The organism is Massilia aurea (genome assembly GCF_024753205.1).
GTDB classification, from domain to species: domain Bacteria; phylum Pseudomonadota; class Gammaproteobacteria; order Burkholderiales; family Burkholderiaceae_D; genus Telluria; species Telluria aurea.
Genome location: NZ_JANUGZ010000001.1, coordinates 886,704 through 899,385 on the forward strand (window position 1 = coordinate 886,704; position 12,682 = coordinate 899,385).

Below are 12,682 nucleotides of genomic sequence, written 5' to 3' on the forward strand. Positions count from 1 at the left end.
AGTTGCATTAAATCATCGCCGGCTGGTGGGCCGAAGGCCCCGGACCTGCGTTTGATCGTCGGAATCCGTTAGAAACTAACCGGGCATTATACGCTGTTTTCCTGGGCAAACCGCAGATCGCGCACGAAATCGAGCAGTTGCGTGACCAGATCGCCCTGCGCGAGTATCGCCTCGCGCCACGCATCGGCCCGCGCTGCGATGTCGGGCAACGCGGCGTCGAGTGCATTCCAGGCGGAACGGTGATCGTCCATTGGCTGCGCACCGTTCCAGCCGAGCATGTACGCCGCCAGTGCCGGCGCCTGCTCCGCGTAGAGCGCCAGGAACGCGCGCAGCTTCTTGTGGTGCAGATTCTCGTCCTGCGGATAAATGTGCCAGACGAAAGGACGAGCGGCCCATTGCGCCCGCACCCACGAATCTTCGCCGCGCACGAAATTGACGTCGCAGGCCCACAGTAACAGGTCGTAATCGGCCTGGGGCAGGAATGGCAGCACGCGCACGGTCAGCGAGCCCCGGGTTGCGCTCGCGCCGGCCACTGGCGTGGCGCCCAGGAAGGCGCCGACCTGACCGGGCGCGACGCCTTCCGGCACCAGGCACAGCGTAGGGGTGGCGCCGCCCCGCCAGGTGTCGAACAGTGCGGCCACCGGCGCGTCAAGGTAGCAGAACAGTGACACCTTGCGCCCGGCGGCCTCGGCCGCGCTCACGCCGAACCGGGCCAGGAAAGCGGTCACCGCAGCGCCATCCTGCTGGAACGCACGACGGCGCGCGTCCAGCCCCGCTTCGTGCAGCAGCCCGCCGGTACGCGCATTAAAGCCCGGGAAATAGAAATGCTTGGTCAGGGGCAGGCGCGGATGCATCGACGGCAGGCGGTGGCAGCCCTCGACCCAGTCCTCGGCCGTCAAGCCCTCGTAGTTCAGCCATACCGGACGCGGCGTGCGGGCGGCCATCGCCCGCTGATAGTCGGGCGGCAGCTCGCAACCGAAGAACTCGATGACGACGTCGGGGATGTCGCGCGCGTCGAACTGGCCATCCTGATCCTGCCAGTGGCGCACTGTGACGCCTTGAATTGTTTGCTGTGCCGCCGCCGGCGCCACCTCGGGGCAGATGCGCCGGAAACTGACCAAGTCATCGACCCACAGCGTGACCGCCAGCGCATGCTCGTGGCACAACTGGCGCGCCAGGCGCCAGCAGATGCCGATGTCCCCATAGTTATCGATGACTTTGCAGAAAATCGCCAGCGACGGCGGGGAGGAAGACAGAGACATGGATGCGGGCGGCGCCGTGACGCGCAGAAGCGGGGGTCGTCATTTTACCCGACTTTACGTGGTGATTTGTCTCAAGCCCCAGTGCGCATCGCGAAGAAAATTGGGGCTTTCTGACGCGCGTCTGCGCTACCGCAAAGCGCGATTTTAACGTTGCCCACATCGCCACAAGACCAAAACTTCGCCGCCAGGCACCGGTCGAACGCCTACCTGCAGGAAAAGCAGCCTCGAAAGGCCGCCATCCTGCCCTTCCCTCGCACCACCGGTCATGCCGGGGCGCGAATCATATGAACACGGTCCTTTGTGGCAGGCACCTGATGTAAAGCCGGCTCAGCGCGACCGATCAACCGGAGGCTAGCACCATGAATGAATTTCAACAACCATTTGGTCAACCACAGTTTGCACCACAAGGCCTGGGCAGCATGTTCGGCGGCGCGCTCGGCGGCGTCGTTGGCCGCGGAATCGGCGGCTGGTTTGGCAATAGCGGCGCGGGCGGGCGCATTGGCGAAGTGGCCGGCAACTTCCTCGGTCACCTGTCGCCGTTCTCGGTCGATCCCTCCGCTGCCATGGGGGCGCAGCAGCAGATCGATCCGGAACAGCTGCAACAACTTCAGCAGATGCAGCAACTTCAACAACTGCAGCAGCTGCAACAACTGCAGCAACTTCAGCAGCAACAACAGATGCAGCAGTTGCAACAGCAAGGGCAGTTGACCCCGCAAGGCGGCTTCTTCGGCAATCTGATCAGCACGATCGGCAAGCCTGCCGGCGCCCTGATCGGCAACCTGACCGGCAAACGCCAGCTCGGCAACATGATCAGCGACTATTCCGGCTATGCCCGGCTATTGCCGCTCGGCGCCGAGCCGCAAGTGCAGCAGCAGATGCAGCAGCAACATCCGATGCTCCAGCTGCAGCAGTTGCAGGCACAGCAGCAGCAATTGCAGCAACTGCTGCAGCAAGTCCAGCAACAGGCCGTCATGCTGCAGCAGCAGATCATGCAGCAAGGCGGTCAATTGGCGCCGCAAGGCTGGCTCAGCAATGCGATCACCCAATATGCACGGCCGGTGGGCGGCTTCATCGGTGAGCAACTGGGCAATCAGGGCCTGGGCAACGCGATCGGCAATGTGGCGGCGCAGCTTGGCCGCTATATCCCCGCATCGGCTGATCCATACGGGCAGCAGTTCGGCGGCCAGCTCGGTGGTCCGCTTGGTGGCCCGCCTAGCGGCCAGTTCGCCGGCCAGCAAGCGCAGTATGGCCAGTCCGGGCAGTTCGGCCAGCAAACCGTGCACTAAGCCATGACCCACACCACACCATGACACGCAGCCAGATCATTGCCGGCAGTTGCCGGCAATGATCTGGCGCCGAGGAGTTTCCGCCATGCCGGCTTCCCTGCCCCCTGCCCCTCCCGGTCGCTACATCGTGCGCGCTGCGAACGACGACAACGAACTCGTCCGGTTCCTGGCGGCCCTGAGCGCCGAGCCCGGCGTGCAGGTCGTCGACCTGATCGGTCCGTCGTCCGGCCCGCCACACACGGCGGTCGTCGAAACCGACGCGCGCACTGCCGAGCGACTGCGGCAGCAGACTCTGGGTCAGTTAACGATCGAACCCGACCAACCGCTCTCGTTGTTCGACTGAGCGGCGCCGGGCAAAGGACACACTATGGCCAAACAAGCAAAAGGCGGTGCTGCCGATTCGCAGCAGTCGCCCAACGAGTTGCATGACGGTGCAGGAGACGCCCGCGCCGATAACGGCAGCAGCCCCACCCCGATGCTCGGACGCCCGGTTACCGAGCGCAAGAAAAAATACCTGGTGGCGCCGCGTGCCGTGCTCGGCGCATTTGGCACCAGCAGCTGGATGACGCCGCTGGGCCTGTCAACGGTGCAGCAGAAACTCGACGCCATGCCCGATATCGACGTGGTCGACACCATCACGCCACGCGCCGGGCTGACCACGGCCGGCTTCGGGCCATCTTCGATGGGCGACAGCACCGAAGGCGTGGTCGTCGCACGCATGACCGATCAGAAAGCGGGCGAACTGCTACAGCGCGGCCAGGGCCAGTTGCTTGTCGAACGCGACCAGCACCTCGCGCTGCTCGACCCCATGCTGCGCCGCCCCGACCTGGTCAGTTCGCTCACGCCCTACCAGGGCCCACAGTGCGAACTCCTGCTGGCGGTGGTGGGCACTGACGGTGCGCCCCTACCCGAGGTCGAGGTCTCGCTGTTCGGCGGCGTACTGCCCAGCACCGCCGTCACCGGCGCCGACGGCGTGGCGTGCCTGCGTCTGTATGGCGACGATGCGCACACGATCAGCGGGCTGTATGTGAAACCACGCGCCGATTACTGGAGCTTCTACCAGCGCGATCCCGACCTGAGCCTGCAAGAGGCCAACGTCGTCATGCTGCGCCCTCTGGCCGAATGGCCAGCGCTGCGCGGCCTGCCGCAGCAAAACGTCATGGGCTGGGGGGCACGGGCCATGCGCCTCGATCAGGTACCCCAGCATTATCGCGGGCGTGGCATCAAGGTGGCCGTCATCGATTCCGGGGCTGCCACCACGCATGGCAACCTGAACGAGATCCACGGAGGCTTCGACGTCATCAACAAGCGCACCGACCGCAGTACCTGGAATGTCGACACGCTCGGCCATGGCTCGCACTGCACCGGCGTAATTGCCGCTACCGATCCGGCCTGGGGCATCCGCGGCTTCGCGCCCGAGGCCGAAATCCACGTCTGCAAGCTGTTTCCCGGCGGCCAAGTCAGCCAGCTGATCGACGCGCTCGAATACTGCATCGAGCAAGGCATCGACATCGTCAACATGAGCCTGGGCGGCTCGGCACCGTCCGAGGCGCTCGAGCGCCAGATCGTGCGCGCCAAACAAGCCGGGGTTGCCTGCATAGCCGCCGCCGGCAATTCGGCCGCTGCCGTGCAATATCCGGCATCGTCGCCGCATGTGCTGGCCGTCGCAGCCATCGGCAAGATCGGCGAATTCCCGTCCGACAGCTACCATACCGAAACCATCGGCGCCGACATCGACATGTATGGCTACTTCACGGCGCGCTTCAGCTGCTTCGGACCACAGGTCGATGTGTGCGCGCCAGGTGTGGCCGTCGTGTCCTCGGTGCCGCCAAATAATTTCGCCGCTTGGGACGGGACGTCGATGGCAGCGCCGCATGTGACGGGCCTTGCCGCCCTCGTACTGGCACACAGGCCCGAATTCGGGTCGATGATGCAGGCCCGCTCACCAGAGCGGGTCGAACGATTGTTCCAGGTTCTACGGATGAGCGCGCGCCCTGTCACGCTGAATGATCCCAACCACATCGGCTACGGGTTGCCCGATGCGCTGGTCGCACTGGGCTTGCCTACGACACAGCAGACCATGCCGTGGCAAAACACAGCAGCAGGGTTTGGCGCGCCGGTTGGCATGCATGCGATGTCGTCACATGATGGTGGATGGCCCGGCGCAGCCGGGGCCAACATGCAGTATCAGGGTATGCAACAGCAGGGCATGCCGAATCAAGGGCCGGCGTTGCCATATCCGTTCGGCACGCTGCGGGTGTCCGGTTGGTGAAGTACGTAGCACTGCGCGACACTATCGCAGACGAAAAAAAAACCGGAGCCCCACTCTCGTGGCCGGCTCCGGCTTTCTGTCTGGCGTCCCCACGGGGATTCGAACCCCGGTACTCACCGTGAAAGGGTGATGTCCTAGGCCTCTAGACGATGGGGACCTAAAACTGGTGCTGCATATTACCAACTGGGTGTTGCCCGATGCTGCTGACTGCAACGCAAAACATCACAACACTGTCGCAAACTTCGCATACCGCCACAACGACGATCCTGCGATCCTACTTTACAACCAAACCATTGCGCGCACAAATGTAGCATCACAATAGAAAAACCGGAGCACCTCTCCGCGCAAGCGCGTTGGTCTACCCCGGTTTAAACTGGCGTCCCCACGGGGATTCGAACCCCGGTACTCACCGTGAAAGGGTGATGTCCTAGGCCTCTAGACGATGGGGACCTAAAACTGTTTTGCTCTGACGAGCGTACTGCAACTGCATGATGCGACTGACTTTGATGCGCCGCCGCTGGCGCGGCACACCTGCCAAATTCTTGGCGTCCCCACGGGGATTCGAACCCCGGTACTCACCGTGAAAGGGTGATGTCCTAGGCCTCTAGACGATGGGGACCCTGGACTTGCTGAAACTTTTACTACGCTTTCTTTACTACTACTCCGGTACTACTCAATGCCGTTTTCTTTTACGTGGTGGAGGTAAGCGGGATCGAACCGCTGACCTCTTGCATGCCATGCAAGCGCTCTCCCAGCTGAGCTATACCCCCCACGGGAAAACAACATTTTACTACACTGCACCTGCTTCGACCAGTAGCGCATGCTGCTTGCATACTGTGTCGGGTCATTCTAACCAGCAAGCTGGCGTCCCCACGGGGATTCGAACCCCGGTACTCACCGTGAAAGGGTGATGTCCTAGGCCTCTAGACGATGGGGACCGTGAACAACCGATACTGCATTACTACTTTGCTGCCGGCTACGCAGCGTCACATCACTACCGAGGCAAAACCACTGCCACACTTCAGAGTTGGTGGAGGTAAGCGGGATCGAACCGCTGACCTCTTGCATGCCATGCAAGCGCTCTCCCAGCTGAGCTATACCCCCGCAGCGCTGAAGTGCGAGCATTATATAGGACACCCTTGCATTTCGCAAACAACGTTTTGAGACGTCGAAGCGGGGTGTCCAGTGCGGGCTGTTACAGCCCCTTCTGCACGCGCGCCAGCACGACGTCGCGGCCAAACAACTCGAGCACCACATCGATCGCCGGGGTCTGCAACTGACCTGTCAGCAGCAGGCGCAGCGGCATGGCCAGTTGCGGCATCTTGAGGCTGTGGCCAGCCAGCACTTCCTTGATCATGGCTGCCAGAGACGCCTTGTCCCACGCCACCGTGGCGCAGCGTTCGGCAAACAGCGCCAGCGCCCCGCGCACGGCTTCGGTCAGGTGCAGCGCCAGTTGCTCGGCATCCGGTTGCGGATCGCGGTAGAACAGCATCGCGGCATCGGCCAGCTCGTTGATCGTGTTCGCGCGCTCCTTCATCAGGCCCAGCACGGTTGGCAGCGCCGGCGCCCCATCGAAGCGCGCGCCGTCGCGTTCGAGCTTCGGCAACGCCAGTGCAGCCAGGCGCTCGTTGTCGGCCGCCTTGATGTAGTGGTTGTTCAGCCAGTTCAGCTTTTCCGGATTGAACTGGGCCGCCGATGCGGTCAGGTGCTCCAGGTTGAACCACTCGGTGAACTGCGCCATCGAGAACACCTCGTCGTCGCCGTGGCTCCAGCCCAGGCGCGCCAGGTAATTGAGCATCGCTTCCGGCAGATAACCCTGCTCCGGATAATCCATGACGCTCACGGCGCCATGGCGCTTGGACAGCTTCGCGCCATCGGTCCCGAGAATCATCGGCAGGTGGCCGTACAGCGGCAGCTCGGCGCCGAGCGCGCGCAGGATGTTGATCTGGCGTGGGGTGTTGTTGACGTGATCGTCGCCGCGCAGCACGTGCGTGATCTTCATGTCCCAGTCGTCGACCGCGACGCAGAAGTTATAGGTCGGCGTACCGTCCGGGCGCGCGATGACCAGGTCGTCGAGTTCCTTGTTGCCGATCGTGATCGTGCCCTTGACCACGTCCGTCCAGGTCACGTCGCCATCGAGCGGATTCTTGAATCGCACCACCGGCTTGACGCCTTCCGGCACGGTCGGCAGGACCTTGCCGTCTTCCGGACGCCAGGTGCCGTCGTAGCGCGGCTTCTCGCCGGCTGCGCGCATGCGCTCGCGCATCGCTTCCACTTCGTCGGGCGACGAGTAGCACAGGTACGCAGTGCCGGCGTCGAGCATGCCGGCGACCACTTCGCGGTAGCGGTCCATGCGCTGCATCTGATAGAACGGGCCTTCGTCGTGCTCCAGACCCAGCCACTTCATGCCGTCAAGGATGGCCTGCACGGCTTCCGGCGTCGAGCGTTCGAGGTCGGTGTCTTCGATGCGCAAGATAAAGGTGCCGCCGAAGTGGCGGGCGTAGGCCCACGAATACAGCGCGGTGCGCGCGCCACCAACGTGGAGATAGCCGGTCGGGCTGGGAGCAAAACGGGTGCGGACGGTCATGGCGGAAAGCAATCAGGTAAAAGGCGTATTCTACCCCGACGCCCGGCCGGCCAGCATGCATCCCCACGGCCCCTCGCCTAGTCTGCTTGGCGGCGCACAACGGCGCGATGGGGCCATCGGTGGATGCGAGCGCAACGACCTGCCCCACACATGAGCGCGGTGGTAGCGCCACAGGCAGCGCCTGAACAGACACGCACAGCGCCGCCTGCCGCACCCCCACACGACATCGGCCTGCAAAATGAACAAAGCCCCTGCACAACAGCGTTGTGCAGGGGCTTTGTGAAACCAGTCCGGACACCAGGCCCGGCCAGGTTTGATATCAGTCGTTCCTGACGACAATGCTCGGGAACTTGCTGCTCATGTCCTTGGCCTTGTCGGCGATCTTGATCGCGACCTTGCGGGCGATCTGCTTGTAGACCGCGGCAACGGCGCCATCCGGATCGGCGACGACAGTCGGACGACCGGCATCGGCCTGCTCGCGGATCGACATCGTGAGCGGCAGCGCGCCGAGGAACTCGATGCCGAAGTCGGCGCACATCTTCTCGCCGCCGCCGTGACCGAAGATCGCTTCGGTATGGCCGCAGTTGGTGCAGGTGTGGGTGCTCATGTTCTCGACCACGCCCAGGATCGGGATCCCGACTTTTTCGAACATCTTGAGGCCCTTGCGCGCGTCGAGCAAGGCGATGTCCTGCGGCGTGGTGACGATCACGGCGCCCGTGACCGGCACTTTCTGCGACAGCGTCAGCTGGATATCGCCCGTGCCTGGCGGCATGTCGACGATCAGGTAATCCAGGTCGCGCCAGTTGGTCTGCTCGAGCAGCTGCTGCAGCGCGCCGCTGGCCATCGGGCCACGCCACACCATCGGCTCATCCGGGTCGATCATGAAGCCGACCGACGACACCTGGATGCCGTGGTTTTCCAGCGGCTCCATGCTCTTGCCGTCATTGGTCAGCGGGCGACCGCTCACGCCCAGCATCATCGGCTGCGACGGACCATAGATGTCCGCATCCAGGATGCCGACGCTGGCGCCTTCGGCGTGCAGCGCCAGGGCCAGGTTCACGGCCGTCGTCGATTTGCCGACGCCGCCCTTGCCCGAGGCAACGGCGATGATGTTCTTCACGTTCGGCATCACCTTCATGCCGCGCTGGACCGTGTGCGACACGATCTTGCTGTAGGCGCGAATGGCCACGCCTTCGACGCCCGGCAGGGCCAGCACGGCGCTGGCCGCCATCTGGCGCAGCATCTCGACCTGGCTGGCGGCCGGGTAACCCAGTTCCAGCTCGAACGTGACCTGGCCATTGTCGATATTGATGTTCTTGATCGACTTGGTGGTGATGAAATCCTTGGTGGTATTGGGGTCGATTACGCTCGCCAATGCCGTCTTGATATCGCTTTCAGTGATGCTCATGGTGCTCTCCGGGTGTTCTCCGATTGATATTGGGGCGAAGTGTAGCGCAAAACGGCAGGGCAGCCAGCCTGTTGGTCGTAAACCACGGGGAATACCCCCTGCGCGCACAGGGCCATCCGCTGTTAAAATGCTTCTTTTCATATAACCGAAGCGTTTCAACCATGACCCGCAAGCTGTTCGTCACCACCGCACTGCCCTACGCCAATGCTGCCTTCCATATCGGCCACATGATGGAGTACATCCAGGCCGACATCTGGGTCCGCTTCCAGCGAATGCAGCGCGAAGGCAATGCGCAGGGCGGCCAGAAACGCGAAGTGCATTTCGTCTGCGCCGACGATACGCACGGCACGCCGATCATGATCGCGGCCGAAAAAGAAAACATCACGCCGCAGGAATTCGTGGCCAAGATCGCCGCCGGCCGCGCGCAATATCTCGATGGCTTCCATATCGCCTTCGATAACTGGTATTCCACCGATTCGCCCGAAAACGTTGAACTCTCGCAAGGCATCTACCGCAAGCTGCGCGATGCCGGCCTGATCGTCACCAAGACCGTCGACCGCTTCTACGATCCGGTCAAGGGCATGTTCCTGGCCGACCGCAACATCAAGGGCGAGTGCCCTGTATGCCACGCCAAGGATCAGTACGGCGACAACTGCGAAGTCTGCGGCGCCGCCTACCAGCCAACCGAACTGATCAATCCGTTCTCGGTCTTCACCGGCTCCACGCCCGTGCTCAAGCCGTCGGAGCAGTACTTCTTCAAGCTGTCCGACCCGCGCTGCTTCGCCTTCCTCAAAGAGTGGCTCAACACCCCGGGCCGCCTGCAGCCCGAAATGGTCAACAAAGTCTCGGAATGGCTGGGCGAATCCGGCGAAAAGCTGGCCGACTGGGATATCTCGCGCGATGCGCCCTACTTCGGCATCCCGATTCCGGATGCACCAGGCAAGTTCTTCTATGTGTGGCTGGACGCGCCGGTCGGCTACCTGGCCAGCCTGAAAAACTACTTCGACAAGCAGGGCCTGGATGTCGAGGCGTTCCTGAACGACCCGGCCGCCGAGCAGCTGCACTTCATCGGCAAAGATATTGTCTCGTTCCACCTGCTGTTCTGGCCTGCGATGCTCAATTTCTCGGGCCACCCGATCATCGACAACCTGAAGGTCGCCGTCCACGGCCACCTGACGGTGAACAATGAAAAAATGTCGAAGTCGCGCGGCACCGGCATCTCGCCGCTGCGCTATCTGGAACTGGGCATGAACCCGGAGTGGCTGCGCTACTATCTGGCCTTCAAGCTCAACGCCAAAGTGGAAGACCTGGACTTCAACGGCGACGACTTCGTGGCCCGCGTCAACAGCGACCTGATCGGCAAGTACGTGAATATCGCCAGCCGCTGCGCCGGCTTCATCGCCAAGCGCTTCGACGGCAAGCTGGCCGACAGCGTCTCGCCGCTGAGTCGCGACTGGATCTGCAAGGCGCTGATGCACGACGGCGCCGAGCGCCAGGCATCGGTGGCCGCCAGCTTCGAGGCGCGCGAGTATGGCCGCGCACTGCGCGAAATCATGGAAATCGCCGACGTCATCAATCAGTACGTCGATGAACACAAGCCATGGATCCTGGCCAAGGACGAGACCAAAACGGCCGAACTGCATGACGTCTGCACGACCGCGCTGATCCTGTTCCGTCAACTGACGATCATGCTGCAGCCGGTGCTGCCGCAAGTGGCCGCGCGCGTCGCCGAATTCCTGGGCGACGCTGAACTGAGCTGGGCTGACACCCATGGCGCCGCCGTCTACGAATCGATGCTCGGCCGCACCATTGGCACCTACACGCACCTGATGCAGCGCGTCGACGCCAAGATGGTCGAGAACCTGTTCGACAAGCCGGTCTTGGCAGCACCTGCTCCGGCGGTCGCCGCCGCGGCTGCGGCTGCCCCGGCAGCGACGCCGACGACCGATGCCGGCGACAGCGAAGGCGACATCGAAGACCTGGCCCCGACCATCACGATCGACGATTTCGCCAAGATCGACCTGCGCGTCGCAAAGATCGTCAACTGCGAACACGTCGAAGGGTCGACCAAGCTGCTGCGCCTGACGCTCGACGTCGGCGAAGGCCGTCACCGTAATGTGTTCTCGGGCATCAAGTCGGCGTACCAGCCGGAAGACCTGATCGGCAAGCTGACGGTGCTGGTGGCCAACCTGGCCCCACGCAAGATGAAGTTCGGCGTGTCCGAAGGTATGGTGCTGTGCGCATCCGCCGCTGACGAGAAAACCAATCCGGGCCTGTACCTGCTCGACCCGATGCCGGGCGCGACGCCAGGCATGCGCATCCGCTGAAGCTTCATGCCGGCGGCTGGCTTGGCGTGCCACGATGATGTGGCCGCCAGCCAGCCGCTGGACGGCCTCGGACGCGATTTCCGGGGCCAGTACCGGGTGTACAATGCCATGTTTAAACTATGACAAGACGCCCTACAAACTCTTTTGATAGGTAGCCAAGAACCATGACCGATTTGACTCCCCTGCGCCATATCCCGACCGCCAACGTGTTCCGCAAAGGCGACGTGTTCGTCCTGTTCGGTGAACTGTTCGGCCGCGGCTACGTGAATGGCCTGATCGACGAAGCGCGCGCCGCCGGCATGACGATCGTCGGCATCACCGTGGGCCGCCGCGACGAGACCGGCGCACTGCGCCCGCTGGACGCCGCTGAACTGGCCGAAGCCGAAGAAAAACTGGGTGGCCGCATCATCAATGTGCCGCTGATGGCCGGCTTCGACATGGATGCACCGGAGGGCGAAAAGAACCCGACCGAAATGCTGTCCGGGATCACGCTGAAAACCTGGCAGGAAGAAACGCTGGACTGGAACCACATCGAGCGTTGCCGTGAAGCGGGCGTGCACCGCTTCACGACCTCGGCCGCGCAGGTCATGCAGGAGATCGACAAGCTGGTGCCACAGGGCGCGAACGTGTTCTTCGCCCACACGATGGCCGGCGGCATCCCGAAGATCAAGGCCTTCCTGGCCATTGCCAATCGCATTTACAAAGGCCGCGGCGAGCGCTTCATGTCCTCGCGCGCCCTGCTCGAGAGCGATCTGGGCAAACTGATTTTGATGAACTTCGACGAAGTCTCGGCCAACACGCTCAAGTATCTGATCGACGCGTCGGCCACGATCCGCGACCGCGTAACCCAGGCTGGCGGCGAAGTGCGCTACACGGCCTACGGTTACCACGGCACCGAGATCCTGATCGGCGGCGAGTACCACTGGCAGACCTACACCAACTACACGCAGGGCTACGCCAAGATGCGCCTGGAGTCGGTGGCCGAAGCAGCGTGGAAGAACGGCATCACTGCCACCGTATTCAACTGCCCGGAAATCCGCACGAACTCGTCGGACATCTTTGTCGGCGTGGAACTGTCGCTGTTCCCGTTGCTGGTCGCGCTCAAGCGCGAAGGCGGCGGCGCCTGGGCCGACGAGCAATGGCGCATCTGCGAAGAATTGCTGGGCGAAGGCACGTCGCTGCAGCAACTGCTGGGCACCATCGAGGGCTACAACAACGACGCCACCAGCGCCGAGTTCCGCAATTTCGAGGCCTGGCCGATGGACAACACGCCGGCCCTGGCCGATGTGATGATCGGCACCTCGGAAGCGATCACGGCGCTGCACAAGGACAAGAAAGCGCTGATCACCGATCACCTGTCGAGCCTCGTGCTGGAAGGCGCCGGCCCGCTGATGTTCCATGGCGCATCCGAAAAGATTGCCCCGGTGCTGTGGCTGAACCACGACATCATCGCGCGCCAGTTGAACGCGCTGCACAAGTAAGCGCAACATCGTCATACTTGACGACACCGGCGCGGGGCGCAGGAATCTGCCCCGCCCCA

8 protein-coding genes and 6 tRNA genes are annotated in these 12,682 nt (G+C 63.0%); 5 read left to right on the plus strand and 9 right to left on the minus strand.

The genetic code is table 11. The features are described from left to right. Positions 1-86 precede the first annotated feature (86 nt). A complete protein-coding gene (gene earP / locus NX775_RS03695; protein WP_258834764.1) occupies positions 87-1,262 on the minus strand; it encodes an elongation factor P maturation arginine rhamnosyltransferase EarP in 1,176 nt (391 codons plus the stop codon). Positions 1,263-1,621: 359 nt separating this feature from the next. Between earP and NX775_RS03700 the strand changes: the two genes are divergently transcribed. The 3 genes from NX775_RS03700 to NX775_RS03710 all read left to right on the plus strand — a co-directional run bounded on the left by NX775_RS03700 (position 1,622) and on the right by NX775_RS03710 (position 4,820). Next, on the plus strand, positions 1,622-2,548 hold the full coding sequence (locus NX775_RS03700; RefSeq protein WP_258834765.1) for a hypothetical protein: 927 nt from the start codon (positions 1,622-1,624) through the stop codon (positions 2,546-2,548). Positions 2,549-2,633: 85 nt separating this feature from the next. Beyond that, positions 2,634-2,891, plus strand: a complete 258-nt coding sequence (locus NX775_RS03705; RefSeq protein ID WP_258834766.1) for a hypothetical protein — start codon at positions 2,634-2,636, stop codon at positions 2,889-2,891. A gap of 24 nt (positions 2,892-2,915) precedes the next feature. Then, positions 2,916-4,820, plus strand: a complete 1,905-nt coding sequence (locus NX775_RS03710; protein ID WP_258834767.1) for a S8 family serine peptidase — start codon at positions 2,916-2,918, stop codon at positions 4,818-4,820. Positions 4,821-4,901: 81 nt separating this feature from the next. Here NX775_RS03710 and NX775_RS03715 read toward each other — a convergent pair. The 8 genes from NX775_RS03715 to apbC form a co-directional block, all read right to left on the minus strand. Then, a tRNA-Glu gene (locus NX775_RS03715) sits at positions 4,902-4,977 on the minus strand. A gap of 217 nt (positions 4,978-5,194) precedes the next feature. Beyond that, positions 5,195-5,270: transfer RNA gene (locus NX775_RS03720), tRNA-Glu, on the minus strand. A gap of 93 nt (positions 5,271-5,363) precedes the next feature. Further along, a tRNA-Glu gene (locus NX775_RS03725) sits at positions 5,364-5,439 on the minus strand. 75 nt (positions 5,440-5,514) lie between these two features. Further along, positions 5,515-5,590: transfer RNA gene (locus tag NX775_RS03730), tRNA-Ala, on the minus strand. Positions 5,591-5,682: 92 nt separating this feature from the next. Next, positions 5,683-5,758, minus strand: a tRNA-Glu gene (locus NX775_RS03735). Positions 5,759-5,848: 90 nt separating this feature from the next. Next, a tRNA-Ala gene (locus tag NX775_RS03740) sits at positions 5,849-5,924 on the minus strand. A gap of 91 nt (positions 5,925-6,015) precedes the next feature. Then, positions 6,016-7,407, minus strand: a complete 1,392-nt coding sequence (gene gltX / locus NX775_RS03745) for a glutamate--tRNA ligase (RefSeq protein WP_258834768.1) — start codon at positions 7,405-7,407, stop codon at positions 6,016-6,018. A 319-nt stretch (positions 7,408-7,726) separates the two neighbouring features. After that, entirely contained in the window at positions 7,727-8,815 is a 1,089-nt protein-coding gene (gene apbC, locus NX775_RS03750; RefSeq protein ID WP_183558121.1) for an iron-sulfur cluster carrier protein ApbC, read from the minus strand. 161 nt (positions 8,816-8,976) lie between these two features. On the opposite strand from apbC, the gene metG reads away from it, so the two are divergent. Continuing rightward, positions 8,977-11,142, plus strand: coding sequence for a methionine--tRNA ligase (gene metG, locus NX775_RS03755; protein ID WP_258834769.1), 2,166 nt, complete (start codon positions 8,977-8,979; stop codon positions 11,140-11,142). 164 nt (positions 11,143-11,306) lie between these two features. Continuing rightward, complete coding sequence (locus NX775_RS03760) at positions 11,307-12,623, plus strand: enoyl ACP reductase FabMG family protein (protein WP_258834770.1); 1,317 nt, start codon at positions 11,307-11,309, stop codon at positions 12,621-12,623. The last annotated feature ends 59 nt before the right edge of the window (positions 12,624-12,682 follow it).

Excerpts from the sequence above, each read along its gene's own strand:
- NX775_RS03760 (WP_258834770.1), top strand. The coding sequence starts at position 11,307 with ATGACCGATTTGACTCCCCTGCGCCATATCCCGACCGCCAACGTGTTC.
- apbC (WP_183558121.1), bottom strand. The coding sequence starts at position 8,815 with ATGAGCATCACTGAAAGCGATATCAAGACGGCATTGGCGAGCGTAATC.
- NX775_RS03700 (WP_258834765.1), top strand. The coding sequence starts at position 1,622 with ATGAATGAATTTCAACAACCATTTGGTCAACCACAGTTTGCACCACAA.
- earP (WP_258834764.1), bottom strand. The coding sequence starts at position 1,262 with ATGTCTCTGTCTTCCTCCCCGCCGTCGCTGGCGATTTTCTGCAAAGTC.
- NX775_RS03705 (WP_258834766.1), top strand. The coding sequence starts at position 2,634 with ATGCCGGCTTCCCTGCCCCCTGCCCCTCCCGGTCGCTACATCGTGCGC.
- NX775_RS03710 (WP_258834767.1), top strand. The coding sequence starts at position 2,916 with ATGGCCAAACAAGCAAAAGGCGGTGCTGCCGATTCGCAGCAGTCGCCC.
- gltX (WP_258834768.1), bottom strand. The coding sequence starts at position 7,407 with ATGACCGTCCGCACCCGTTTTGCTCCCAGCCCGACCGGCTATCTCCAC.
- metG (WP_258834769.1), top strand. The coding sequence starts at position 8,977 with ATGACCCGCAAGCTGTTCGTCACCACCGCACTGCCCTACGCCAATGCT.